We start from the raw sequence: 25,462 nt of genomic DNA on the forward strand, positions 1-25,462 counted from the left end.
CAAACTTAGGGTGTCTTGCTGCGCGCGCGACGGGGTTTTGCACCGGCCACGGGCGGCATCGCGGACCGGATCAGATGCACACGGCGATGCCGGCGGTAAATGCCGCGCACCCAGTCGAATGCCGGCCGTCCCTGCCACTTGCTGACCATCGGCGCGATGGCGTCTCGATAGTCCTCGCGTGAGAACACCGGATGCTCGTCCGGACACACCAGCGGTGCCAGTCGCGCCGCCGCCGTGATATCGGCCACGCTGAATCGGCCGCCGACCAGATAGCGCTGCTGCTTGCTGGCAGCGCGCTCGATCTCGTTCATCGCGCGTTCGATCAGGCGCTGCGAGTAGGTTGCCGCCACCGGCGACAGGCCCATGCCCTGACGGAACACATAGCTCAACGGGCGAAAGCCCAGACGCAGCGCCCGGCCGGTCCAGCGCCCGGCGTCCTGGGTCCAGATCTCGCGCACCAACTCCGGCCGCTGCTCCAGCAGCGTCGCGTACATCGCACGGACCACATGCGGACCCGCATGGTCGAAGCGCGCCTCCAGGTGCATGACTGCGGCGCGCTGCTCCGGATCGGTCGGGATCAACGCGAACGGCGCCCGATGCGTCTCCAGCCACTCGATGATCTCGGTGCTGTCCTGCACCGTCTCGCCATCCGCTTCGAGGATCGGCACCGACGGCGTGAAGCCGCCGGACAGCTTCAGGTTCTGCGGCAGATGCAGAAACGGCGTCAGCCGGATCTCGTGATAACGCAGTCCGGCGGCGTCGAGCACCCAGCGGATCTTCTCGCTCGAAGTCGATGCGGCAAACGTGTACAGCTTCATCTCGGTTGTCACGGCCAGCCCTCCTGAAACGCATGCCAGTCTATTTTCCGTTCATGACAAGCAAGCAATGGACCATCTTTGCAGCCCGACAGCCGTGAGCGCCGCACCACGGAATTGAATGTGCGTTTATTTCATTCTCACCCAGACGCATCCCACGCACCACTGACGTTGACGCCGCTGCGCCATCCGCGACAGGCTGCTGCCATGACCCCGCACGGTTACAGGAGCCACGGATGAAGCATCACCGGCAGGAGCTTTGGTTTGAAACGCCCACCCGCACCGCCTTCATCAACATCACGCCGCAGGTGGAGGCGGCGCTGGCCGAAAGCGGCATCCGTGAGGGTCTGTGTCTGGTCAACGCCATGCACATTTCCGCCAGCGTCTTCGTCAACGACGACGAGCGCGGCCTGCATCAGGACTTCACGCGGTGGCTCGAAGGTCTTGCGCCGCATGAACCGGTGAAGCAGTGGCGGCACAACGACACCGGGGAGGACAACGCCGACAGCCATCTGAAACGGCAGATCATGGGGCGCGAAGTCGTCGTCGCGATCACCAACGGCGAGCTCGACTTCGGTCCCTGGGAGCAGATCTTCTACGGCGAGTTCGACGGCCGTCGCAAGAAGCGCGTGCTGGTGAAGATCATCGGCGAGTAGCCGTCGCCCTCAGAACGACGAGCCCGGCTGCTGCAGGAACTCGACTTCCTCCGGCGTCGATGCGCGTCCGAGAATCGCATTGCGATGCGGAAAGCGGCCGAAGCGCTCGATAATCGCCAGATGCCGGCGCGCAAAATCGAGATAGAACGCATAGCTCTTGCGCTGCGCCTCTGCCACTTCGCGCTCAAGCGCCTCGAACAGCGCAACGCACCGCTGCTGGTCCTCCACTGACTCCGAGTGCTCCAGCGGCAGATAGAAGAACACCCGTTCGATCGACAGCAGCACGCGGTCGTGTCCCAGCGCCAGACCGTCCTTGCACCACTGACGCGCCAGTGCGTCATCGGCAAACGCGCGCGGATCGTTGCGATACATATTGCGCGAGAACTGGTCGATCAGCAGGATCAGCGCCAGACGTGTGTGCGCATCGCCCTCCCACGCCGACAGCGCGCCGCTCACCGCGGCATCGCGCAGCGCGGTGAACCGCTCACGAATCTCCTGATCCGTGGCGGCATCCTTGCCCCACCACAGCTTCGACGGCGCATCCGCTGCAGCATCCCCCGGCGTCTCGCCGAACCAGTAACGAAGCACGGCGTCAGGCTGCGGCAGGGTCATCTTCGGTCTCCGTGATTCTGCGTCTACCCGTGACACCCTGGGCGTACCACAGATTCCACTTTTCTCGTACGCAAGGATTTGTCGATTAGCGCACGCCTTCTGCATCCAGATAAAACCATCGCCCACCCTCACGCACAAAGCGGCTGCGTTCCTGCATGCGCACGGCGCTGCTACCGCCGACACGGTAGCGGGCGACGAATTCCACGGTGGCGTGATCCTCATCCGTCTGCGTGCGGTCGACGATTTTCAGGCCCAGCCATTTGGTTGTCGGGTCCAGTTCCAGATCATCCATTGCGGGACGTGTGCTGGGATGCCAGCTGGCGAGCAGGTACAGCTTCAGCCGTAGCGCGTAAGCGCTGTAGCGCGAGCGCATCAACGCTTCTGCACTCTCGGCCGCGCCACCACGATGCAACGGCGCGCAGCAGGTTTCATAGGGGCGACCGGATTCGCAGGGGCAGAGTTCGCTGGCGGATGCGTTCTTGCGTGACATGCGTTGCGCTCAGGCTTTGGCCCAGACCAGGCAGCGGTTGTTGGACGGCATCGCGCGATCTTCGAGCAGTTTCAGGCCGGCCTGCTGCGCCAGTGCATCGACGGCTTCAAAGTCGCGGATGCCGCGATGCGGCTCCTGCTGCTTGAGCCAGACATCGAACTGCGCGTTGCTGTCACTGGTGAACTTGCCGTCATAGTTGAACGGACCGTAGACGACCACGCGTGCATCGGCGGCCAGCACCTGCGGCAGGCGCGCGAACAGTTGCTGCACGGCGGACCACGGCATGATGTGCAGGGTGTTGGCGCTGAACACGGCGTCGAAGGTCTGCTCCGGCCAGTGGGCGTGCGCGACGTCCAGCTCCAGCGGCGGCGGCGTGTTCGGCAGCGCGGCCTCGTGCAGCCAGGCGCGGATGCCGTCGAGCTGATCGGCGCGCTCGCTGCACTGCCATTGCAGCTGCGGCAGCGCCTGTGCGAAGTAAACGGCGTGTTGCCCGGTGCCGCTGCCGATCTCGAGCACCTGTTTGCGATCGGCAAAATACTGGCGCAACACGTCGAGGATGGGCTCGCGGTTGCGTTCGGTTGATGGAGCGTGCGGTTTTTCGATCATCGGGCGATGATACCTGCGCAATCAGCCTGCGACCTCCGCTCACGGCCGACGAAGCCCCGATCACCGTGCGATTTTCCTATCAGAGTATTTGCCGCAGCATCGCTGATCCAGATCAGCCCAGCCGCCGGGGCAATTGGCGATGATGCATTCAAGGCCTGTCGCCGCCTCAAGCTGGTGGGGTAACGCATCTCCCCCGCTCCGCCTTGTCAGCTTGAGGTAGGCGGCACGCCGATTGACTTCCGCGCGCCGATGCTCCGATGCCCGGCTGCAGGCCCGCCACCGAGGGCCCGGACCCATGAATCTCCCCAATACGCGCGTGTCCTTCGACCTGATCATCGTCGGCGCAGGACCGGCCGGTCTGAGCTTTGCCCGCTCGATGGCCGATACGGGTCTGCAGATCGCGCTGATCGAACGCCTGGACGAAGCTGCCATCGCCGATCCGGCCTTTGACGGTCGCGAGATCGCGCTGACCCAGACCTCGATCGAACATCTGCGCCAGCTCGGCATCTGGAAGCACATCGACGCCGATGCGATTTCGCCGCTGCGCGACGCCGCAGTCGAGAACGGCCGTGGCCGCAGCCTGCTGCAGATCGACCATCGCATGGGCACGCACGATGAACTCGGCATGCTGGTCGCGAACCATCAGATCCGACGCGCGGCCTATCGCGCGGTGCGCGAGCAGACCAACGTGTCCTGGTTCACTGGCGCTGCGGTCAGCGCGGTGGACTGCGGCGAGACGCGGGCACGCGTGCGCCTGGACGACAACCGCCTGCTGGACGCGGCACTGGTGGTCGCGGTGGACAGCCGCTTTTCCGAAACCCGACGCATGCTGGGTATTCCCGCGCGCTCGGTCGACTTCGGCAAGACCATGCTGGTCTGCAATATGGAACACACCGAACCCCACGCGCATGTGGCGCGTGAGTGCTTCGAGTTCGGTTACACCGCGGCGCTGCTGCCGCGCAACGGCAACAGCTCATCCGTCGTGATCACGCAACGCGGCGAAGACATCTCGCGGCTGATGGCGATGGACGAGACCGAATTCGCGCGGACGATCGAGCATCTGCTGCGCCATCGCCTCGGCACGATGCAGCTACGCAGCACGCGCCACGCCTATCCGCTGGTTGCGGTCTATGCCGACCGCTTTGTCGCGCGCCGCTATGCCGTCATCGGCGACGCCGCGGTCGGCATGCATCCGGTGACTGCGCATGGCTTCAACTTCGGTTTGAGCGGACAGGCCTTGCTGGCGGAGGAAATCCGCAATTCGCTCAGAACAGGACGGGATATCGGCAACGCCGAGGGACTGGCGCGTTATCAATCCCGCCACCGGCGCGCGACCCTGCCGCTGTACCTGACCACCAATGCGATCGCCAAGCTGTTCACCGACGATCGTCTGCCGGCGCGCTTCGCCCGCGATACCGCGCTGCGCGTGGCCGAGCGGCTGTCGCCGTTCAAGCGTGCGGTCGTCGGCACGCTGACCCGCGGCAGCGCCCGCAGCGTGTTGCCGCGGATCAGGCCCGCATCTTGAGCCCTGCCGGGCTCAGACCAGCGTCTTGAGCCCCTGCCAGATGCACAGCAGTGCGCTGAGCAGCAGCACGATGAAGGTCAGCAAGGTGCCGTAGAAGCGGCCGAACTTCCATTTGGTGGTGAACGACAGCGCGATGCCATGCAGCACGCGCGCTACCAGCAGGGTTGCGCCGATGACATGCAGCAGCCAGCCGCGCATGCCGCCGTATTCGAGCATCGCCATCATCAGCAGGATCAGCGGCACATATTCGGCGAAGTTGGCGTGCCCGCGGATGCGCCGCAGCAGATTGGGATCGCCGCCGTCGCCGAGACTGACGTTGGTGCGCATCTGGATCACGCGGATGCTCAACACCAGAAACAGGATCGCCAGCAGGCCGGCGTACAGCGGCGTGATGCTCATGAGTTCTCCCCTACGCCCCCGAAAACCACTATGCGGCAGGTCCGGCGGCGCGCTGGATCAGCGACGTCGTCGAATAGCCCTGATGGAAATCCAGCACGACGACTTCCCCGCCGTTGGCAGTGACGACCTCGTGCCCGGCAATCTGTTCGGGGCGATAGTCGCCGCCCTTGACCAGCACGTCCGGCAGGACGGCGGCAATCAGACGTGCCGGGGTATCTTCGGAGAACGGCACGACGTAATCGACGCTGCGCAGACCAGCGAGCACGCGCATGCGATCCTCGCAAGCGTTCAGCGGCCGCGTCGGCCCTTTCAGGCGTGAGACCGAGGCATCGTCGTTGACGGCGACAATCAGCAGATCGCCAAGGCGCTGCGCCGCTTCCAGATAGCGCACATGACCGACGTGCAGGATGTCGAAACAGCCGTTGGTCATGACGATACGGCGACCGGCCGCGCGCGCTGCGGTGATCTGCTGCAGCAGCGCCGGCTCGTCCAGCACCGCGCTGTCGCCATGCTCGGCATGCAATGCAGCTTCCAGCTCCAGCACGGATACAGTCGCTGTGCCGAGTTTGCCGACGACGATGCCGGCGGCGATGTTGGCCAGACGACAGGCTTCCGTCAGCGGCGCGTTGGCCGCCAGGGCCGCCGCCAGCGTGGCGATCACGGTGTCGCCGGCGCCAGTGACATCGAACACCTCGCGCGCCAAGGCCGGCAGATGCAGCGGTGCGTCGTCACTGCGGAACAGGCTCATGCCGCGTTCGCTGCGGGTGACCAGCACCGCCTCCAGTCCCAGTGTCGAACACAGCGACTGCGCGTGGCGCTCTAGAGTGGTGTCATCCGTACACGGCCCGGAAACCGCTTCCAGCTCCGGCACGTTGGGCGTCAGCAAGGTGGCGCCGGTGTAGCGTGCGTAGTCGTGACCCTTGGGGTCGACCAGCACCGGCTTGCCGGCGGCGCGCGCCGCCGCGATCAGGCCGGCAGCGTCGGCCAACGTGCCCTTGCCATAGTCCGACAGCACGACCAGATCGCACTCCGCCAGACGCTGCTGATAGCACTGCTGCAGCGCGACGCGATCGAACGCTCCAAGCTCGTCCAGGGATTCCTCAAAGTCGAGCCGGATCAGCTGCTGATTGCGCGACAGCACGCGCAGCTTGGTGATGGTCGGGTGTTCAGCGGTGCGCACCCAGTCGGCAGTGATGCCGCGCTGTGACACGGCCTGCGCCAGCTGCTCGCCGGCCTCGTCGCTGCCGATCACGCCGATCAGGTGGACCTGCACGCCGAGCCCGGCCAGATTCAGCGCGACATTGGCGGCGCCGCCCGGGCGCGTCTCGTCACGCCGGATCCGTACCACCGGCACCGGCGCTTCCGGCGAGATGCGCTGGGTCGGGCCGGTCCAGTAGCGGTCCAGCATGCTGTCGCCCACCACCAGCACGCGGGCGGAGCGGAACTCGGGCAGTGCAGCGGTCATGGCAGCCTCCCCGATCGCGGTCCGTTTAGATGTGTGCGAGCCAGTCGGCGTAGCGTTCGTTGTTGCCCTTGACCAGATCCAGATACGCCTTCTGCAGCTGCGCAGTAATCGGGCCACGGCTGCCGATACCCACCGGGCGGTTGTCGACCTCGCGCACCGGAGTCACTTCCGCCGCGGTGCCAGTGAAGAACACTTCGTCGCAGACGTACAGCTCGTCACGCGTGATACGGCGCTCGCGCACTTCGTAGCCGAAGTCCTTGGCCAGCTGCATCACGGAACGGCGCGTGATGCCGTCCAGCGCCGAGGTCACGTCCGGCGTGCTGATGACCTTGTCGGTCACCACAAAGATATTCTCGGCGCTGCCCTCGGCGACATAGCCTTCCGGATCGAGCATCACAGCCTCGTCGTAGCCATCGCGCAGCACTTCCATCAGCGCCATCGACGAATTCAGATAGTTGGCGTTGGCCTTGGCGCGGCACAGCGACGAATTCACGTAATGACGCGAGAACGAGCTGGTCTTGACGCGAATGCCGCGCTCCATGTTGTCGGCGCCCAGATAGGCGCCCCACGGCCACGCAGCGACGATCACATGGGTCTTCAGACCGGTTGCGCGCAGGCCCATGCCCTCGGAACCGTAGAACACCATCGGGCGCAGGTAGGCCTCTTCGAGCTTGTTGACGCGCAGGACTTCCTTCTGCGCCTCGTTGAGCTCCTCGGCACTCCACGGCATCGGCATACCGATGATCTTGGCCGAGTTGAACAGGCGCTTGGTATGGTCTTCGAGCCGGAAAATCGCCGTACCCTTGGGCGTCTTGTACGCGCGAACGCCTTCAAAACAACCGACGCCGTAGTGCAAGGTGTAAGTCAGCACATGGGTCGTGCACTCGCGCCAAGGCTTGAGTTCACCGTCGTACCAGATGAAGCCGTCACGGTCGGCAAAGGACGTCATAGATCAATTCCGGGGGATGTTGAGGAGGCGAAGGCCGAAATTATAGGCAATCGCAGCGGCTATCATAATCCGACTCAAGCCAATCCGAACCTGTGCCCACACCGTCCACCGACCTGTCGTCGTCGCCCCAGCGCATCCTGATCGTCCGCCTGTCGGCGCTCGGTGATCTGGTGTTCTGTACCAGCCTGCTCGACGGCCTGCGCCGCGCCTACCCGGACGCGCAGATTAGCTGGCTGGCGCAAAGCGGCTTTGCCGGCATCCTGCGCGAAGACCCGCGCATCGATCAGCTGATCAGCGTGCCAAAGTCCGATCTGTCGTCGCTGTCAGCGTTGTGGCGGCTGCGGAGAAAGCTCCGCGCACAGCGCTTTGACTGGGTTATCGACGCCCAGGGACTCGCCAAGTCGCGCATCCTGGCGTGGCTGGCCGGCGGGCGACGCCGGGTTGGCTTCCGCTCCAAGGAACCGCTGGCCGGACTGCTGCACCAGACCTATGACAAGGGCGGCGAACCCAGCGACATTGCGTCCGAATACCGCTATCTGGCGGAGCAACTCACCGGCGCGCCCGCAGCGGCGCCGCGCCTGCCGATCACGTCGGGAAGCCGCGACAGCGTCGATACACAGATGCAGCGGCTGAGCCTGGAACCCGGATTCGTCGCGCTGTGTCCGTTCACCACGCGCCCGCAGAAGCACTGGTTCGACGATCACTGGCAGACGCTGGCCGGACTGATTGCCGAGGCCGGACTCGGCCGCTGCGTGGTGTTCGGCGGTCCGGCTGACCGCACGCACGCCCAGGCCCTGGTCGAGGCGATGCCCGCCGGCAGCCTCAGCCTGGCCGGCGACACGGCGCTGCACGAGCTGCCGGCCTGGCTCGAAAGAGCGGGCCTGGTGATCGGCGTCGATACCGGCCTGACCCACATCGGCATCGCGGTACAGCGCCCGACCGTGGCCTTGTTCGGCTCGACCTGCCCCTACACCGGCGGCGCCGATTCGCCGCTGCGGGTGCTCTACGATGCCCTGCCCTGCGCGCCGTGCAAACGCCGCCCGACCTGTGATGGTGCGTTCATCTGCATGCGCCAGCTGACGCCGCCGCGCGTCATCGCCGCCGCACGCGAACTGCTGGGAGCCGTCGCATGAAGATCCTGCACGTCGAGACCGGCATGCATCTGTACGGCGGCGCGCAGCAGGTCGCCTATCTGCTCGACGGGCTGGTCCGTCGCCGGGTGCAGTGCGTGCTGGTGTGTCCGCCCGGCGCCGCGATCGGCCGGCATTTCGCCGGCAGTGCCGTTCAGGTCGAGGAAATTCCCTGCAGCGGCGATCTGGATCTGGGCTTCATCGGGCGCCTGCGTCGCGCGATCGAACGCCACCGGCCGGATCTGGTGCATCTGCATTCACGCCGCGGCGCCGATGTGCTGGGCGGTATCGCCGCCAAGCGCGCAGGCGTCCCGGCGGTACTGTCGCGGCGCGTCGACAACCCCGAGAAGCCGTGGTGGGCGCGCTGGAAATACCGCCGCTATGCGCGCGTGATCTGCATCTCCGAAGGCATCGCCGACGTCTTGCGCAGCGAGGGCGTCGAGGCTGCGCGCATCGCCGTCGTGCGCAGCGCGGTCGACGCCGCGCCGTGGACCCATCCGCAGCCGCGCGCCAGTTTTCTCGGCAGCTTCGGCGTGCCGCCCAATTCGCTGGTTGCCGGCGTCGTCGCGCAGCTGATCAAACGCAAGGGACACCACCTGCTGTTGCAGGCGCTGCACCAGCTGATCGAGCACCATCAGCTGATGCCCGGCGCACTGACGGTGCTGTGTTTCGGTCAGGGCCCTGAACGCGCGGCCCTGGAACAGCAGGCTGCGAGCCTGCACCTGAGCGATTGCGTGCGTTTCGTCGGTTTCCGCGATGACCTTCCGCGCTGGATGGGCAATCTGGACTTCCTGATCCATCCGGCACTGATGGAAGGCCTCGGCGTCTCGCTGCTGCAGGCGTCCAGCGCGGGCGTCCCGGTCATCGCCAGCCGCGCCGGCGGCATGCCGGAAGCGGTGCGCGACGGCGAGAATGGCATGCTGGTCCCGCCGGGTGACGTCGATGCGCTGGCGCGCGCAATCAGGACCCTGATCAGCGATACCGGTCTGCGCAGGCGTCTGTCCGACGGCGGACGCGCATTAATCGCGCGTGAGTTTTCGGTCGGGACGATGGTCGAGGGCAATCTGCAGATCTACCGCGCGCTGCTCGACTCCGGTACACGCGCCTGACCGCGCGCCAGGCGCTGATACAGATTCACGTAAGCGTCCACGGTCGCACGCTCGCTGAAACGCGCGCGGAACCGCTCCAGTCCGCGGCCTGCGATGTGCTCACGCAAGGTCTGATCCGACAAGGCTTCGCTCCAGCTACGCGCCAACGCCGCCGGGTCGGCCACATCGCATAACAGCCCGTTGTCTCGATCATCGATCAGCTCGCTGCCGCCATCGCTGCGGGTACTGACCACCGGCAATCCCTTGTTCCAGGCTTCAAGAATGACATTGCCCAGAGGCTCGATCCGTGAAGGACACACCATCACGTCGCCCAGCGCCAATGCGGCAGCGGCGCGGTCGACCCAGCCGGTGAGGTGCACGCGATCGCCCAGTCCCAAGCGGGTAATCTGTTCGACCAGCGATTCACGCAGTACGCCGTCGCCCATCAGCAGCAGATGATGCTCACGGCCACCGACGCTTCGGGGCAGCTGGGCCATCGCCTCGAGCAGATCCTGGAATCCCTTCTTGACGACCAGGCGCCCAAGCGCAACTGTCAGCAGTACATCGTCGGGGATGCCCAGGTCGGCACGGGAAAACGGCGGCGGCGCCGGATCGGAGGGCACGAAATTGTCGATGTGCGTCACCGCGTGCGCCGGAAAGCCCCGGCTGATCATCCACTCACGCAGTCCGCGCGTGTTGACCACCCAGGCGTGCGCGTGCCGGAAGTAGAACAGCCGGTAGCGTCCACCCAAGCGGGCAACGTGAGCGACACCGCGCGGCGCGTGTGTGAGCCAGGTTGCCCGGCTCGCCCAGGTCTGCACGACGGGAAAATCCTCGTCGCGCAGCAGGCGCCGAATCCGCAGCACCGAGCTCAGGTCGGCGTAATTGCGCAGCGATACGTCGTAGCGTGGCGTGTGTGTGCCCAGCGCTGCCACCAGGGCAGATGACGGGCGCACCGCCGCTGCCGTGATGTGACCCGCGTTGGACAAAGCGCGAACCGCACGCACGAAGCTGTTCTCCGCTCCGCCCATGTTCAGACTTGCGATGAGGTGCAGACTGCGCATGGGGTCAGGCAACGCCGAGAACTTGCAGATAGCGCCGCGCGCTGATGTCGCTGTGATATTCCCGCACGGCGTCGCGCAAGGTCTGCCGCGGCAACGGCGCGCGCAGGGTCTGCAGCATCGCTGCCGCCATCGCGTCGACATCGCCCACCTTTACCAGCGGTCCGTAGCGGCCGCGGTCGAGGATCTCGATCGGGCCGCTCGGGCAGTCTGCCGAGACGCAGGGCACACCCAGCGCCAGCGCCTCGGTCAAGGCATTGGGTGAACCCTCCCACGCCGACGACAGCACGAACAGGTCGGCGTGCGCGAGCCAGGCATACGGATTGGACTGGAACCCGGCGAGCAGCGCGTTATCGCTCAACCCAAGCTCATCGATCATCGCCTGCAGCGCTTCACGATCCTTGCCCTCGCCGAGAATGATCAGGCGCGAGTGCAGCTGGTCCTGGATCTTCGCGAACGCGCGAATCAGGGTCGGAAAGTCTTTCTGCCGGGTCAGACGGCCCATGCCGACCACCACCGGCACCAGCTTGTCCGACAGCCACGCGTGCGGCACCGGGTCGGCCGCCTGCTCCGCGAGCGTCGGCGTGATCACCGGATTGCGAATGACCTCGATGCGTGCAGCCGGCAACCCGGTCACCGCCATCGTGTCGGCCTTGACGCCTTCAGACACCGCGATCACGCCGGCCGCGCGCGGATAGAGACGGCGCATGGGCGCCACCCGCAACCAGCGGCTGAAGGCATCCTTGCGCTGCAGCGCAGCGGACAGATTCGTCCCCAGGCGGATCCAGATCGGTGTCTGCGTGCCCGCTTTCTTCTGCGCGCGCAGCGCCGCGCGGCCCGCGCGGTCCTTTGCCACCAGCAGCGCGTCCGGGCGCTGCACACGCAGGTACGCCGCGATTTCCGGCACTGCGGTCCAGGCATGCTTGGCACGCAGGTGCATCAGATTGACCTTGGTCGAGAGCCGCGCCACGTGACCGCCTTCGGCGCGGATCGCCAGCAGGTCGACCTGCACATGCTCGACGAACTCAGCGCACAGATTGCTGACCATGCGCTCGACGCCCCCGTCGCCGGAAAATGAAATCACGACCCCTACGCGCTTCATTGCCCCCAGATCTCCCGAATGCCGGATTGCGTTTTCAAAATAGTGGCGCAGTACATACCTGTCTGCACGTCAAAGTTGTGCCAACACCCGCCGCCGGCGCTCAGATCCATTCCAGCGGATCTTCCGCAGCGGCCGGCACCGCGCCGTCCCCCGTGATGAACAGGCGGTGCCAGATCGCAAACTGCATCAGGCTCCAGACCTCGCGCGTGACATCACCGTGAGCGGACTGGCGCACGATCAGTGCGTCGACCTGCGCCGGCACGCAGTATTCGCGGATGGCCGCGGACTGCTGCAGGCGCGGCTGCAGCGCCTGCAGAAAACCGCCGCGCAGCCATTCGCCGACCGGCACGTGGAAGCCGCGCTTGCGTCGCCACAGGTGATCCGCCGGCAGGAAGGATTCAGCCCAGCGCTTGATGAACACTTTGCCGCCCTTGGAACTGACCTTGAGCTGATCCGGCAACGACAGCCCGAACTCGACCACGCGATGGTCCAGGAACGGCACCCGCCCTTCGACACTGAACGCCATCAGCATGCGGTCGGCCTTGACCAGCAGGTCATCCGGCAGATTGGTCTGCAGGTCAACGTACTGGCGCCGCTGCAGATCCGACCACGCCGCCGGCGTCTCGCCCCAGGCCCGCACCACCGGCGCGCGATGCCCCGCCAGCGCCGGCTGCAACGCCGGCACGAACAGTCGCCGCACCCATGCCGGGTCCAGTTCCGGACGCACACGAAAGCCGCCGCTGCCGGGATGGCGCAAGGCCTTGAACGTGCGCTCGAAGAAATCCGGGCGGTAGCGCCCGTAACCGGCAAAGACTTCGTCGCCGCCCTCGCCGCTGAATACGACTTTCAGGTCCTGCGCCGCCGCCTCGGCCAGCGCCAGGGTCGGCAGGCAGGCGTAGTCGCGCATCAGATCGTCCGCCGCCCATACCGACCGCGGCAGGCGCTGGAACACCGCCTGCGCGTCGAGCCGGATCGATCGATGCTCCGACCCCAACAGGTGGGCCATGCGCTCTGCATCGTCCAGCTCGTCGCGAATCTGCGCATCGCTCCAGCCAATCGAATAGGTTTTGATCGGATGCTCATGCGCACGCTTGAGCTGCGCCAGCAGCACCGCGGAATCGACCCCGCCGGACAGGAACACGCCGTACGGCACATCCGCGCGCATGTGCTCGCGCATGACCTTATCGAACAGGGGTTCCCATTCGGCCAGCGCGTCGGCATGGCTCATCGCGCCGCGCGGGGCAACGTCGCGCGCCGACCAGTAGCGATGGGTCTCGATTTTGAGGTCCGGCGTGATGCGCAGCGCCGTCCCCGGCGCGATGCGCTCGACGCCCTCGATGATGGTGTCGGCGCCGGTCGAAAACTGGTTCTGGAAAAACTCGGCCAGCGCGCCCGCTTGCACCTTGCGCTGCGGCAGCAGCGGCAGCAGCGCCTTCAACTCGGAGGCGAACACGATGCGGTCCGGCAACCGCGCCAGATACAGGGGCTTGATGCCGAGGCGATCGCGCACCAGCCACAGGTCACGCTGCTGATGGTCGTACAGCGCAAAGGCGTACATGCCGTGCAACCGCTTCAGACCGGCGACACCCCACTGCGCGAACCCGTGCAGCGCGACTTCGGAATCCGAGTGCGTCAGCGGCGCGGCACCCAGCGCCTCGAGTTCGGCACGCAGTTCAACGTAGTTGTAGATCTCGCCATTGCAGACCAGGGCATAGCGGCCCTGTGCATCGCACAGCGGCTGATGACCGCCGGCCAGATCAATGATCGCCAGCCGCGTGTGCGCGATGCCGACGTGATCGCTGACGTAGATGCCGCTGTCTTCGGGGCCGCGGTGCGTCAGCCGCGCGCTCATGCGCTGCAGATCCGCCGGATCCACCACGCGATCGCGCACCACCATGCCGGCTATGCCACACATGGCGCGCTCAGGCCGGATCGAAGCGGTAGTTCAGCACTTCGACATCGCGCCGGAAGTACCGTCCGACCAGCTCGGCCAGATCATCGCTGTAGTAGCTCCGGTAGTCCTTGCTGCGATCGGTGGCCTGGCGCTTGTGCGGCAGCTCCGGTGGCGTCACGCCAATGGTCTTGCAGATGTGCGCAAAATCGTCGTGCAGCTGCTCGTAACGGCCGAGGAAGTTAGTCAGCACGGTGCCGTGCAGATCGATCAGATAGTCGGTCTGCGGCGTGATCGCGGTATCCAGGTGGTACTGGTATGGCCGCTCGGGATTGAGCTTCCAGCGCGTGAAGTCCTCGAAGCTCTCGTGGCCTTCAAGCAGATGCGGGCGCTCGCGCTTCAGATGGTGATAGCTCGACACCTGCAGATCCCAGGGATTGCGCACGAAGGCGAACTTGAACAGGCCATCGAAAAATTCCTTCGGCAACATCTCCTGCGCGCCGACGATCTTGGCGTGGCGCGGCAGCTTGGCGGCGATGCGGTGCCCGGTCATGTGCGACAGACGCGAACAGATGAACTGCGCCGCGTAGTACGGATCTTTCCACTGCAGCGACTTCAGCGCCGCGCGCACACTGGTGCCGCCGGTCTTGGCGATGTGCACGTACAGAAAGTTGTAACGGTTCGACAGCAGCATGTCAGCACGCTCGATCAGGCAGGCGGTCTACGGCACGCGCACCCCGCCGAAAAGGTTCGTTCCGCCGATTATCGTTTATCCGTCCAGCGCAGACGACACCGACGCTGCGGACGCCGCCGCCACACGCTGCTCGATCGCGGCGACCAGATGCGCCATTTGCCGCGGCGTGATGCGGCGATAGCCGCAATCGATCAGGAATTCATGCCGCACATAGTCGAGAAACTGCTGGCGTGCTGCGACGTCCTGCGGTTGCTCCAGCGCCGCCTGCAGTACCGCCGGCAGGTCTTCGAGCCTCTCGACCGGATTGACCAGCGGCACGAAGCAATAAAAGTTGCCGCCGAGCGTCACCACCGGCTTGTTGTGCACGATGCCCTCGAAACCCACGGTCGAGTTCACCGTCACCACCGCCTGCGCGCCCTGGATCAGTGCAATGCTACTCGGCGCGGTGGCGAACACCACGTTCGGCCAGCGCCGCAGCCAGGCGCGGTAGCCCACCTGCACATGGTGATGCTCGGCCGGATGCGGCTTGACCACGATGCGCCAGTCCGGCCGCAGCTGCGCCAGCGCGGCCGACAGGTGGTCCAGCAGCAGGCCGAAGTCGTTGCCGACCAGCGGTGAATACTGTTTCAGCTGCGTGTCCTTGCTGACCTGCAGCGGCACGAACACATAGGGCGGCAGATCCGGCGGCAGTTGCTCGGGCAGGCGCGCATGGGGTGTCGGCCGCAGCCAGGCCCAGGCGGCCGGCGTCAGCAGGCGTCGCAGCTCCGGCCCCAGACGACTCCAGGCCGTCGGTTTGACCGGGCGCACGCAGATGTCGTCGTCGCCGCCATTGGCTTCATGCTTCGGTGGCACGTAGCCAAGATAGCGCCGGTCACGGACGAATTCGGTCGCCGATGACGCCTGATTCACGCCGGCCGGGTCCAACTGCAGCGTGTCCGGGAAATAGCCGTTCTCGCCGAACAGGATCGGCAGCCCACGTCTACGCGCGATTTGCGCCGCGGTGGCGCCGATCAAGCCAGCGCCGTTCCACACCAGCAGGGCATCGATGCCCTGCTGATCGATCGCCCGCTCCAATGTCGCCGCGATGCGCTGCTGCACCCGGGCCAGGCGTCCGCTGAGCTGCTCGCCGCGTTTGTAGCCGGGCAGATGCACCGTGGCCTCCGCCTGATCCGCCTTAACCAGGCGGCCGTCTCCCGGCAGGCAGCGCAGTCCAAGCTGGTGCAGCACGCTGCGCACCGGAGGCTTGACCGAAAAGAAATGCCAATCGACCGGAAACCGCCGCGCGGTTTCGGCAAAGAACTGCACCGCACGACGCGGCGGCGACACGAACAGTACCCGCGTCGTCGCAGGCCCCCGTCCCGCGCTGTCTGCCCTCATGGGCGGCTCCCTTCCCTTGATACTGGCCATCGCAATAAACCGGCCGCTGACACTGCCGATGGCGCTTGCGGCACATTCTAACCCGCCCCCAGCGACGCACGGCAGACGGCTTAATCCTTTTGCCGCATGACGATGCCATGCCTATCATGCCGGTCGAACAGCACCTGTGGATCTTTTGATGTCGGCACTTCCGACCTTTCTCGTTATCGGCGCCATGAAGGCGGGCACCTACAGCCTGCACAACTACCTGCATCGGCATCCGCAGATCAAGATGTCACAGAAACGCAAGGAAGTGAATTTCTTCATCGACAGCTTTAACGGGTCGCGCGGGCTGGCGTGGTATCAGGCGCATTGGAGCGGAGACACCCCGATGCGCGGCGAGTCTTCGACGCGCTATACGATGCGCGACAAGTTCCCGGAAGTCCCGGGGCGCATCCATCAGCTTCTTCCTGATGCACGACTGATCTATCTGGTGCGCGATCCGATCCGGCGATTGATTTCGCAATACGTGCATGAAGTCGACGACAACCAGGAGTTCCGCAGTTTCGAGGGCGTGCTCACGGCGCCGGACCGCGACCTGGTGCTGAATACCGGGCGTTACCACTACCAGCTGCAGGCCTACCTGCGCTACTTCGCTCCCGAGTCGATCCATGTCGCCTGCTTCGAGGATCTGGTGGCGCAACCGGTCGAGACGATGCAAGCAATCCTGCGCTTCCTCTGCGTCGATGCCGGTTTCAGCGATCCATCATGGACTCAGACGCACAATGACAGTGCCGACAAGCGCCAGGAAACACCTGCAGGCCGCATCGTGCGCAAGCTGGTGGGACGCCGACCGATGCGGCGCAATGCCTGGCTGCGCGAAACATTCACCCGCGACATTCCACGCCCGACATTCGATCCGGTGCGGCATGCCGACATCGTCGAGATGTACCGCGACGATACCGAGCAGCTTGCGCACCTGACCGGACGCTCTTTCACGCACTGGCGAGGCGTCTACGGCGACACGGCGACACCACGCGTCACCACGCCGTCGAGCTGAGCTTCAGGCGCCCAGCAGCTTGCGGCGCAGCGTGTCGATCACTGCGCGCTCTTCGGCAAACGCATCCACCGGGGTCAGGCCCGAGGTCGACTGCAGCGAACGCGCATGCGCCCACACCCGATAGCGCCGATAGCAGTGGATCAATTGCTTGGCGTCGTCGGGCTCGATACTGCCAGCCTCTGCCAGCGCATCGAGCTGCCGCCAGTTGTCGCTCCACTGCGCGATCTGCGGGCTGCGATGCGCATCGCGCAGCACCAGAAACTGGGTGATGAACTCGATATCGATCAGACCGCCAACGCCCTGCTTGATGTCCCAGCCTTCAGCGGAGGTCTTGTCCAGATTCAGGCGCATCTTCGCGCGCATGTCGACAATCTGCTGGCGCAGCGTTTCCGGATCGCGTTCGCGTGTGATGACTTCGTGGCGCAACTTCGCGAAGCGCTCGCCGATCGTTTTGCTGCCGCAGATGAAACGGGACCGGGTCAATGCCTGATGCTCCCAGGTCCAGGCCTCATTGCGCTGGTAGTCGGCAAAGCTGCTCTCGCTGCTGACCAGCAGGCCCGAGCGGCCATTGGGCCGCAGCTCCATATCGACTTCGTAGGCACGCCCGGCCGGAGTCTGCGTGCTGAGCCAGTTGATCAGGCGCTGCGCCAGCCGTGTCATGTAGGTGCCGTTGTCAATGCTGCGCGCGCCGCCGACGCTGTCTGCGCCGAGCTGGTCGCAATCGTGCAGGAACACCAGATCAAGATCCGAGCCGTAGCCCAGTTCGATCCCGCCGAACTTGCCGTACGCGATGACACTCAGGCCAGCGACGGTACCATCGCTGCGCAACGGCTCGCCGTACTGCTGACGCATTTCAGCCCAGGCGAAATGCAGTGCACGCTCGACGATCGCCTCCGCCAGCCAAGTCAGGCGATCGCTGACCTGGACCAGCGGCAAGGCTTCAACCAGATCTGCCGCAGCGATGCGCAAGGTCATTTCCTTCTGGAATTGCCGCAGCAGCTCCATCGCGCGCTCGGTGTCTTCCGGAACATCCAGATCATCGCAACGGCGCGCCAGATCGCTGACGATTTCCTCCCGCGCGGGCGGTTCGTACAGACTGCGCGGATCCAGCAAGGTGTCGAGCACGATCGGCGAGCGCGCAATGAACTCGCTGAGCCACGGACTCGCCGCACACAACCGGACCAGCTGTTTCCGTGCGCCGGAACTCTCACGCAGCAGCGTCAGATAGGTCGAGCGCCCGGCCACGGCTTCCACAACCTGCAGCACGCGCCCCAGGGCCTGCTCGGGATGGCGCAGGCTCAGCGCCTCGCTGAGCAGGCGAGCCAGTAGCGTGCGCAGCTTGGCCACCGCTTCCTCGCGCATGGCGCGGACCAGCCGCACGTGCCGCAACGCTTCGATGTGCCGCGCAACCTGCTCCGGATCTGCGACAAAGCCCGAGGCCCGCAACATCTCCGCGGCCTGCGGCTCCGGCAGCGCCTGATTCCACAGCGCATCGATCAGCCCCTGATGCGGGTCCGGCGGCTGCGCCGCAGCGTCGGCGAACACATGATCGAACTGCTCGCGCACAAACTGCTGCGTCTCCTTCCACTGCTGGATCAGCGTTGACCAATCAGGGAGGTCCAGCGCCGCAACCAGGGCTGCCTGCGCGTCGGCATCGGTGGGGATCGCGTGGGTCTGGCGATCGTCATACATCTGGATCGCGTTCTCCAGTCGTCGCAGGAACACGTAGGCCTGATCCAGACGCTCGGCTACTTCCGCCGCCAGATGTCCGCTCTGCCCCAGATAGCGCAGGGTCGGACGCAGTCGATTGTCGCGAAGTTCGCTTTCCGCACCGCCACGCACCAGCTGGAATGACTGCACGATGAACTCGATTTCGCGAATGCCGCCAGACCCCAGTTTGACGTTGTCATGCAGGCCCTTGCGCTGGACATCGTCTTCAATCATGCGCTTCAGGTCGCGCAGGTTGCTGATCGCGTTGTAGTCCAGATAGCGCCGGTAGACGAAAGGACGCAACAGGCTCAGCAGCTGCTCTCCCGCCTCAAGATCGCCAGCGATCGGCCGTGCCTTGATCAAGGCGTAGCGCTCCCACTCGCGACCATGCTCCTGGTAGTAATCCTCCAGCGCAGGGAATGACGCCGACAGGGCACCAACCGAACCGAACGGCCGCAGCATCGTATCCACCCGGAACACGAAACCGTCGACGGTCTGGGCCACCAGCAACCGCGTGGTTTCCTGCGCCAGCTTGGCGAAGTACTCGTCACAACTGATCGGGCGCTCACCATCCGTCTGGCCACCGTCGGTATGACAGAAAATCAGATCGATGTCGGAGGAAAAATTCAGCTCGCGACCGCCGAGTTTGCCCATGCCCAGCACCACGGGCGTGACCACCGTGCCTTCGGCATCGCGTGGGATGCCGTAACGCTGCTGCAATCGTCCCGCAACGGCACGCAGTGCGGAGTCGACACAAGCGTCAGCCAGGTTCGACAGATCAACCAGGGTCTCGTCAAGCGGCGCCAGCCCGGCGATATCCCGGAACGCGATGCGCGCCATGTAGCGGCGACGCAGCTGGCGCAACGCACACTGCTGCGCCTCGTTGCTGTCATCAGCACTCAGCGCGGCATCGACGGCGTGGACGATCTCGGCGGCAGCGACGCTACGCAGAAAATCGGCACAGTCGTCGCCCTGTTGCAGCATTCCGCCCAGTGCCGTCCGCAGGAAGCGACTGGCGCGCAGCGGGCGCTCCAGCGGCTGCGCGAGCTCAGGGCAGCATTGCTTCACGCGCTCAAGAATCTCGTCCATGTTCAATTCGTCATTCAGCTGTTGGATCGCTGCAGGCTGATCCAGGTCTGCAGACTGTGTCCCAGACAATGACCGTCCTCGGTAAACAGCGCGGTCTGCGCAAACACCTTGCGGCCTTCGCGCCCCATCGACCGACCGACAACAATCAGCGCCTGACCCGCCTGCGGCCGACGATCGAATACGGCCGTCATCCGTCCCAGCAGCATGGACTCCTGGGTCGCGCCGGCGCAGGCCCAATAACCTGCACAGTCGATCGCCGCCCACAGCACTGGCAGGTTCGCCGCATCCTCCGCGCTCGGGCACCACGGTGCTGCAACAACACCGTCTGCAACGGTGCCGGTGAAGAGACACAGGCCGTCACCGGGTGCACGGTGTGGCCCACAGGTGAAGCAACTCGGATACAGATGCTGCTCGCGACCACCATAGTGCGACACCGCCGCACGGGCCGCGGACAGGCTCGGCACCTCGATGGAAGGTGGCGGCAACGTGGCCGCACGGGCTTCGGCAATCAGTTGCTCGCCGTCCCACAGGCTCGTCACACCCGACTCACTGCGCAGCTGCAGCTCGCAATCCAGCGGCGGTGGTGCCTTCAAGGTGACTTCGACCGCACCGTGCTCACCGCTGGCTTCCGCCAGCAAGCCGCAGGTGTAGCCGCCATTACCGGACTGCGGCGGACCGCAGTAACGCGATGCAATCTGCACGGGCGCGCTCACAGCGGTGCCCGGCGCTGGGCCCACGGCTGTGCCTGCTCAAGTTGTGACGCCACCCGCAGCAACCGGTCCTCGGCACCGAACGGCGCAATGAACTGCACCCCGACCGGCAGCTGCTCGGTCGTCCAGTGCAACGGCACCGACATCGCCGGCGTACCGGTCAGATTCGCCAGCTGCGTGAATGGCACCTTGGCCAGGCTTTCCAGTGCCAGCTGCTCGACGATGCCGCTGGCGTGAACCACCCGTCCTGCGCGCAGTGCCAGCAGCAGCTTGGTCGCCGCCTGCTGCCAGGCGGGAGGATCCAGCTCGCCAATACGCACCGGAGGGGCTGCCAGCGTCGGCGTCATGTACAGGTCATAGCGCTGATGGAACTGCCCAAGCGCACGCGCGTAGTCATTCCAGCGACGCCGGGCCAGCACGTAGTCACCGGCCGGCAGGCTGCGTCCAAGCAGTCCGAGCATGCGGGTCTCGATTTCAAAGTCCGCCTCCCGCGCGCCGGCAACGGCGGACCAGTGCGCGATATCCGCAGCCACCTGGCCCATGTACATGGTCAGGTAGTCGCGCGCCAAAGCACGCCCGTCGATCCGCGGCGCCGACTCCTCGACGTGATGCCCCAGACCTTCCAGCACCCGTGCCGTGTTCATCACAGCCTGCGCACATTGCGGATCCACCGGCGTGCCGATAGGCGATTGCAGGCAGAACGCGATGCGCAGCTTTCCGGGATCGCGCTGGACCTCGTCCAGATACGGCCGTTCCGGCGGACGGATCTCGAACGGCGCGCCCACATCAGCGCCCTGAATCGCGTCTAGCATCGCGGCGCTGTCGCGCACGCTGCGCGAGACCACCAGATCGGACGACGCGCCTTCCCAGGCTTCGCCGATCCGCGGCCCCAGCGGCACGCGCCCGCGTGAGGGCCGCAATCCGAACAAGCCGCAACATGCAGCGGGGATCCGAATCGAACCGCCACCATCATTGGCCCCGGCCATCGGCACGATGCCGGCCGCAACCGCTGCGGCCGCACCACCGCTGGAGCCGCCAGGCGTGTGTTGCAGATTCCACGGATTGCGCGTCGCGCCCCAACGTTGCGGTTCGGTCACGCCCTTCAGCGCCAGTTCCGGAGAATTGGTCTTGCCAAAGATCACCACGCCGCTGCGCAGAAAACGCTCGGTGATCTCGGCATGCGATTCCGGAATGTAGTTATGGATCGCGCCGCTGCCGGATGTGGTCATCACGCCGGCGTAGTCCTGAATCACGTCCTTGACCAGGAACGGCACCCCGGCAAACGGTCCCTGCAACGGGGCTTGCGCCCGCGCCTGCGCCAGCTCATGCATCGGCACCACGATCGCGTTGATCGTGGGATTCACCGCTTCAGCCCGTTTTAGCGCGGCACTGAGCAGTTCCGGCGCCGAAACCTCTCCGCGGCGCACCAGATCGGCCAGACCAAGGGCGTCGTACTGCTGATACTCGTCGACAGAAATCATGCTTGTCCTTCATTCGGGGCGGCGCTATCCGCTCCACATTTTCGAGCGTGCGGCATAGAGTAGCCAGATGGTAGCCTGCACTGATTCCGTGCGTGCGACACCCGTTCATTACTCCAGTTCTTTCTACTGTTTCCGACATGCCGCAAGACATTTTCAGCCCCAGCCTCACGACCGCAATCACCCGGAGCTACTGGCGGCATGCCGCCACGGCGCTGCTTTCCCTCTGCGGGCTGCTCACCGCCTGCGGCAGCAGCGGACCGGTTCAGCTGAGCGAAGACGCCGCAATCGACGTCGATGAGGCGGTACCGCATCTGGCGGAACACATTGATCAGCGCATCAGCGTTTCGGGCATTCCGCGCCAGAGCGAAGGCCGCTGCAGCGGGGTTCATCCGCTGTCGCGCAATGACTGGATGCTGACCGGCGATGAGACCTGCCTGTGGGTCAGCGGACGCACCGAGGATGTTCGCCTGCTGGATATCCGACCGGGCCTGAGCAAAAAAACAGTGACCGTGACCGGCACTCTGGTCCGTACCGACCAGGGCATTTTCGTGTTGAAAGTGGATGACCGCTGAGACGTCGGATCTCTATCGATTACGAGCGGAACACGAAATAGACCGCGCCGATCAGGCATAGCGCTGCCCACAGATAGTCCCACTTCAGTGGTTGCTTCATGAACAGCAGCACGAACGGCACGAATACCAGCAGAGTGATCACTTCCTGCAGGATTTTCAGCTGCGGCAGGCTCAGTGCGGTATAGCCGATGCGGTTGGCCGGCACCTGCAACAGATACTCGAACAGCGCGATGCCCCAGCTGAGCAGGGCCGCCAGCAGCCAGGGCTTGTCGCGCAGATCGCGCAGATGGGCATACCACGCCAGCGTCATGAACACGTTCGACAACACCAGCAGACCTGCGGTCTGCCCGAGCACCGACCAATTCATCTGCTTGCTCCCACAAAAACGCCCCGCCGAAGCGGGGCGATGACACCAATACTATTGCGTGCTGACCGGAGAACCGGCGCACGCCGCCGGGATCAATCTTCGCCAGCGGCGAAGCCCAGCAGATGCAGCAGGCTGGTAAAGAGGTTGTAGATCGACACGTACAGCGTCACGGTCGCGAGGATGTAGTTGGTCTCGCCGCCGTGAATGATCTCACTGGTCTGATACAGGATGAGACCACACATCAGCAGCGCGAACATGGCCGAGATGCCCAGCGCCAGCGGCTGCAGGTAGAGGCCGAACATCGATGCCACCAGCATGCCGATGCTCAGCACGAAGGCCAGCATGATGCCGCTGAACAGCATGCCGCGCATGAAGCTGAAGTCCTTGCGCGTACGGATTGCGTAGGCAGAGAGGCCGACAAAGGTCGCGCCAGTCAGGCCCAGAGCCATCGAGACAATCTGCGGGCCATTAGAAAAACCCTTGATGTACATGTTCAGCACCGGGCCCAAGCCGAAGCCGAGCAACCCGGTAATGGCGAAGACTACGTAGATGCCATTGGTTGAATTGGCCGTGCGCGGCACCGCAAACCACAGCAATCCCATCGCAACCAGTGAGCAGACCAGGCTGAGCCCGTACGGCACAGCGATCGCCATCGACAGCGCGGCCATCGCGGCGCTGAACAGCAAGGTCATCGACAGCAGCAGATAGGTGTTGCGCAGCACCGTATGCGTCGACAGCAGCGATGCGTCGCTGACACCGGCGGCGCGATACAGCGTCTCCCGCCGATCGGTCGGGACAGGAACGGGACGCAGATTCGGATTCAAACTCATCGACAACTCCAGATGTTTGACGATCAATGAAGACGCATTGTGCCGGGTTGGACCGGCGTCTGCAGCGAGAGTTCGCTCCAGGGATCAGCCCGCAACCCTGCGGCATTCGAATAAGTGGGGGTATGATTCAGTTAATTCAAGAGCTTGGAGCGCTTTTCGGCGTGAACTTCCAGATCGTACACATCACGAACGAGGAGGGTCAGATCATCGCCCCACACCACCTTGAGGCCGCATTGGGGGTACACCGCCAGCTACGGCCACAGCTGCCCGACGCCTATGCCGCCCTCATGGCGCAGGTTTTTGCCAGTGGCGGGCGGATGGTCGCAGCACTGGATCGCGAGCGCGTCGTTGGCGTTGCGGTCTACCGTATTCATGTGAACACTCATCTAGGCCGGCACCTGTATGTGGATGATCTGGTAACCGATCAGCAGCTTCGCTCACGCGGCATCGGACATGCCTTGATGGGGTGGCTGCGCAACACCGCGCAGGCACAGGGCTGCACGACGCTGGCCCTGGATTCCGGCGTTCAGCGCGCCGACGCCCATCGCTTCTATTTCCGCGAAGGGATGACGATCACCTCGTTCAACTTCAAGCAAGCGCTGCTTTGAACGCATGAGCATTAAGGCTCATTTCTCGCGCTTTCTCGATGCGCAGCCACAGCGCCTGCATCTGGCTGCGCACAGCCATCACCCCTGGCCGGACGTCAGCTACAGCGCTCAGCAACAGGCCTGGCTGGATGCTGCCAGCGAAATGGATCACAAATGGGAGCATGTCTTTGGCGAACACATCCCATCGGCTCAGCAGCATCTGGCGCGACTGCTGAATCTGCCGGACCCACGCTCGCTGGCATTCGGCACCAACACGCATGAGCTGTTGATGCGCCTGATCTCGACCATCGAAGCGAGACCATTCCGGGTGCTGACCACCGACAGCGAGTTTCTCAGTTTCTCACGCCAGATCGAACGCCTCGAGCAAGCCGGGCACTGCGAAGTCGAGCGGGTCGCGGTCGAACCGTTCCACAGCTTCACCCAGCGCTTTGCAGAGCGCATCCGTGTCGGCGGACACCATCTGATCTTCTTCAGCCAGGTCTTTTACAACTCGGGCTACTGGATCGAGCAACCCGAACGTCTGGTCGAGATGGTTCCCAGTCGCCGGAGTCTGGTCGTCATTGACGGCTACCACGCATTCATGGCGTTGCCGGTCGATCTCGGACGCATCGCCGGCCGCGCGTTCTATCTCGGCGGTGGCTACAAATATGCAATGTCTGGCGAAGGCATCGCCTTCATGCACTGCCCGCCCGGTTATGCCGAATGTCCCGTCGATACCGGCTGGTTAGCAAGTTTCGGCGCTCTGGCCAGCAGCAACAGCAGCGCGATCCAGTATGCTCCTGAAGGAGGCCGCTTCTGGGGCGCAACCTTCGACCCCACCGGCCTGTACCGCTTCAATGCGGTGATGGACTGGGCGCGTCGGGAACAGATCACGCCGACGGCGATCCGCGCACATGTACTGGATTTGCAGCGCGAGTTGATTGCCGGGCTCGACACGCTGGCCCACCCGGTGCTCAATCGCACCACGCTGCAACCGCCGCTGTCCCTGCCCCGGGGTAACTTCCTCAGCTTCCGCCACCCCGATGCCGCAGCCTTTTGCGCTCAGCTGGAAGCTGCCAACGTCATCTGCGACGTGCGTGATCAGTGTCTGCGCATCGGGCTCGGCATCTATCACGATTATCGTGACCTGCGCGAACTGATGCGACGACTGGAAGCACTCTGAGCCTGTGCGTTCAATCCGGCTTTTGCTGACTCCG

25 protein-coding genes are annotated in these 25,462 nt (G+C 64.8%); 8 read left to right on the plus strand and 17 right to left on the minus strand.

Translation table 11 applies throughout. From position 1 onward, the window contains the following. Nucleotides 1-5 precede the first annotated feature (5 nt). A complete protein-coding gene (locus E4T66_RS13035) occupies nucleotides 6-830 on the minus strand; it encodes a glutathione S-transferase family protein (RefSeq protein WP_136849493.1) in 825 nt (274 codons plus the stop codon). Between the two features lie 221 nt (nucleotides 831-1,051). Between E4T66_RS13035 and E4T66_RS13040 the strand changes: the two genes are divergently transcribed. Continuing rightward, a complete protein-coding gene (locus E4T66_RS13040; RefSeq protein WP_136849494.1) occupies nucleotides 1,052-1,471 on the plus strand; it encodes a secondary thiamine-phosphate synthase enzyme YjbQ in 420 nt (139 codons plus the stop codon). Nucleotides 1,472-1,480: 9 nt separating this feature from the next. Here E4T66_RS13040 and E4T66_RS13045 read toward each other — a convergent pair whose 3' ends face one another. The 3 genes from E4T66_RS13045 to E4T66_RS13055 form a co-directional block, all read right to left on the minus strand. Continuing rightward, nucleotides 1,481-2,083, minus strand: coding sequence for a DUF924 family protein (locus tag E4T66_RS13045; RefSeq protein WP_136849495.1), 603 nt, complete (start codon nucleotides 2,081-2,083; stop codon nucleotides 1,481-1,483). A gap of 85 nt (nucleotides 2,084-2,168) precedes the next feature. Then, entirely contained in the window at nucleotides 2,169-2,573 is a 405-nt protein-coding gene (locus E4T66_RS13050; RefSeq protein ID WP_136849496.1) for a YchJ family protein, read from the minus strand. A gap of 9 nt (nucleotides 2,574-2,582) precedes the next feature. Continuing rightward, entirely contained in the window at nucleotides 2,583-3,179 is a 597-nt protein-coding gene (locus tag E4T66_RS13055) for a DUF938 domain-containing protein (RefSeq protein WP_136849497.1), read from the minus strand. A gap of 295 nt (nucleotides 3,180-3,474) precedes the next feature. On the opposite strand from E4T66_RS13055, the gene ubiM reads away from it, so the two are divergent. Further along, nucleotides 3,475-4,704 carry a 5-demethoxyubiquinol-8 5-hydroxylase UbiM gene (gene ubiM / locus E4T66_RS13060; protein WP_136849498.1) on the plus strand — a complete coding sequence of 410 codons (1,230 nt, stop codon included), beginning with the start codon at nucleotides 3,475-3,477 and terminating at the stop codon, nucleotides 4,702-4,704. Nucleotides 4,705-4,716: 12 nt separating this feature from the next. Here ubiM and E4T66_RS13065 read toward each other — a convergent pair whose 3' ends face one another. The 3 genes from E4T66_RS13065 to E4T66_RS13075 are packed head-to-tail and all read right to left on the minus strand — an operon-like array spanning nucleotide 4,717 to nucleotide 7,517. Then, nucleotides 4,717-5,103, minus strand: coding sequence for an MAPEG family protein (locus E4T66_RS13065; RefSeq protein WP_136849499.1), 387 nt, complete (start codon nucleotides 5,101-5,103; stop codon nucleotides 4,717-4,719). Nucleotides 5,104-5,131: 28 nt separating this feature from the next. Further along, nucleotides 5,132-6,568: a bifunctional D-glycero-beta-D-manno-heptose-7-phosphate kinase/D-glycero-beta-D-manno-heptose 1-phosphate adenylyltransferase HldE gene (hldE, locus tag E4T66_RS13070; protein ID WP_136849500.1), complete on the minus strand. Its 1,437-nt coding sequence runs from the start codon at nucleotides 6,566-6,568 to the stop codon at nucleotides 5,132-5,134. 25 nt (nucleotides 6,569-6,593) lie between these two features. After that, entirely contained in the window at nucleotides 6,594-7,517 is a 924-nt protein-coding gene (locus tag E4T66_RS13075; RefSeq protein WP_136849501.1) for a branched-chain amino acid transaminase, read from the minus strand. Nucleotides 7,518-7,609: 92 nt separating this feature from the next. On the opposite strand from E4T66_RS13075, the gene E4T66_RS13080 reads away from it, so the two are divergent. Further along, complete coding sequence (locus E4T66_RS13080) at nucleotides 7,610-8,650, plus strand: glycosyltransferase family 9 protein (protein WP_136849502.1); 1,041 nt, start codon at nucleotides 7,610-7,612, stop codon at nucleotides 8,648-8,650. Next, nucleotides 8,647-9,756 (plus strand): glycosyltransferase, encoded by a 1,110-nt coding sequence (locus tag E4T66_RS13085; protein ID WP_136849503.1) that lies wholly within the window; start codon nucleotides 8,647-8,649, stop codon nucleotides 9,754-9,756. The genes E4T66_RS13080 and E4T66_RS13085 overlap by 4 nt, the downstream gene beginning before the upstream one ends. Here the strand turns inward: E4T66_RS13085 and E4T66_RS13090 are convergent. The 5 genes from E4T66_RS13090 to E4T66_RS13110 form a co-directional block, all read right to left on the minus strand. Then, complete coding sequence (locus E4T66_RS13090) at nucleotides 9,720-10,799, minus strand: glycosyltransferase (protein WP_136849504.1); 1,080 nt, start codon at nucleotides 10,797-10,799, stop codon at nucleotides 9,720-9,722. The two genes, E4T66_RS13085 and E4T66_RS13090, sit on opposite strands and share 37 nt — an antisense overlap. Before the next feature lie 4 nt (nucleotides 10,800-10,803). Next, on the minus strand, nucleotides 10,804-11,898 hold the full coding sequence (locus E4T66_RS13095) for a glycosyltransferase (RefSeq protein WP_136849505.1): 1,095 nt from the start codon (nucleotides 11,896-11,898) through the stop codon (nucleotides 10,804-10,806). 100 nt (nucleotides 11,899-11,998) lie between these two features. Then, complete coding sequence (gene asnB, locus E4T66_RS13100; protein WP_136849506.1) at nucleotides 11,999-13,813, minus strand: asparagine synthase (glutamine-hydrolyzing); 1,815 nt, start codon at nucleotides 13,811-13,813, stop codon at nucleotides 11,999-12,001. 7 nt (nucleotides 13,814-13,820) lie between these two features. Further along, complete coding sequence (locus tag E4T66_RS13105; protein ID WP_136849507.1) at nucleotides 13,821-14,483, minus strand: sulfotransferase family 2 domain-containing protein; 663 nt, start codon at nucleotides 14,481-14,483, stop codon at nucleotides 13,821-13,823. Nucleotides 14,484-14,558: 75 nt separating this feature from the next. Further along, nucleotides 14,559-15,860 carry a capsular polysaccharide export protein, LipB/KpsS family gene (locus E4T66_RS13110; RefSeq protein WP_169577615.1) on the minus strand — a complete coding sequence of 434 codons (1,302 nt, stop codon included), beginning with the start codon at nucleotides 15,858-15,860 and terminating at the stop codon, nucleotides 14,559-14,561. 178 nt (nucleotides 15,861-16,038) lie between these two features. On the opposite strand from E4T66_RS13110, the gene E4T66_RS13115 reads away from it, so the two are divergent. Continuing rightward, nucleotides 16,039-16,899: a sulfotransferase family protein gene (locus E4T66_RS13115; RefSeq protein ID WP_136849509.1), complete on the plus strand. Its 861-nt coding sequence runs from the start codon at nucleotides 16,039-16,041 to the stop codon at nucleotides 16,897-16,899. Between the two features lie 3 nt (nucleotides 16,900-16,902). Here the strand turns inward: E4T66_RS13115 and glnE are convergent, their stop codons facing one another. The 3 genes from glnE to E4T66_RS13130 are packed head-to-tail and all read right to left on the minus strand — an operon-like array spanning nucleotide 16,903 to nucleotide 21,889. Beyond that, nucleotides 16,903-19,698, minus strand: coding sequence for a bifunctional [glutamate--ammonia ligase]-adenylyl-L-tyrosine phosphorylase/[glutamate--ammonia-ligase] adenylyltransferase (gene glnE, locus E4T66_RS13120; RefSeq protein ID WP_136849510.1), 2,796 nt, complete (start codon nucleotides 19,696-19,698; stop codon nucleotides 16,903-16,905). A 14-nt stretch (nucleotides 19,699-19,712) separates the two neighbouring features. Next, a complete protein-coding gene (locus E4T66_RS13125) occupies nucleotides 19,713-20,399 on the minus strand; it encodes a hypothetical protein (RefSeq protein WP_136849511.1) in 687 nt (228 codons plus the stop codon). A gap of 8 nt (nucleotides 20,400-20,407) precedes the next feature. Beyond that, nucleotides 20,408-21,889, minus strand: coding sequence for an amidase (locus tag E4T66_RS13130; RefSeq protein ID WP_211242909.1), 1,482 nt, complete (start codon nucleotides 21,887-21,889; stop codon nucleotides 20,408-20,410). A gap of 137 nt (nucleotides 21,890-22,026) precedes the next feature. Between E4T66_RS13130 and E4T66_RS13135 the strand changes: the two genes are divergently transcribed. Continuing rightward, nucleotides 22,027-22,461 carry a hypothetical protein gene (locus tag E4T66_RS13135; protein WP_136849512.1) on the plus strand — a complete coding sequence of 145 codons (435 nt, stop codon included), beginning with the start codon at nucleotides 22,027-22,029 and terminating at the stop codon, nucleotides 22,459-22,461. Between the two features lie 19 nt (nucleotides 22,462-22,480). Here the strand turns inward: E4T66_RS13135 and E4T66_RS13140 are convergent, their stop codons facing one another. Next, nucleotides 22,481-22,828, minus strand: a complete 348-nt coding sequence (locus E4T66_RS13140; protein ID WP_136849513.1) for a DMT family protein — start codon at nucleotides 22,826-22,828, stop codon at nucleotides 22,481-22,483. A gap of 92 nt (nucleotides 22,829-22,920) precedes the next feature. Then, nucleotides 22,921-23,658: a Bax inhibitor-1/YccA family protein gene (locus E4T66_RS13145; protein WP_136849514.1), complete on the minus strand. Its 738-nt coding sequence runs from the start codon at nucleotides 23,656-23,658 to the stop codon at nucleotides 22,921-22,923. Between the two features lie 161 nt (nucleotides 23,659-23,819). Here E4T66_RS13145 and E4T66_RS13150 point away from each other — a divergent pair, with 161 nt between their 5' ends. After that, nucleotides 23,820-24,266 (plus strand): GNAT family N-acetyltransferase, encoded by a 447-nt coding sequence (locus tag E4T66_RS13150; RefSeq protein ID WP_211242910.1) that lies wholly within the window; start codon nucleotides 23,820-23,822, stop codon nucleotides 24,264-24,266. Nucleotides 24,267-24,270: 4 nt separating this feature from the next. Next, on the plus strand, nucleotides 24,271-25,428 hold the full coding sequence (locus E4T66_RS13155) for an aminotransferase class V-fold PLP-dependent enzyme (RefSeq protein WP_136849516.1): 1,158 nt from the start codon (nucleotides 24,271-24,273) through the stop codon (nucleotides 25,426-25,428). Nucleotides 25,429-25,462 lie beyond the last annotated feature (34 nt).

Origin of the sequence: Sinimarinibacterium arenosum (assembly GCF_005047655.1) — a bacterium.
Classification (GTDB): domain Bacteria; phylum Pseudomonadota; class Gammaproteobacteria; order Nevskiales; family Nevskiaceae; genus Solimonas.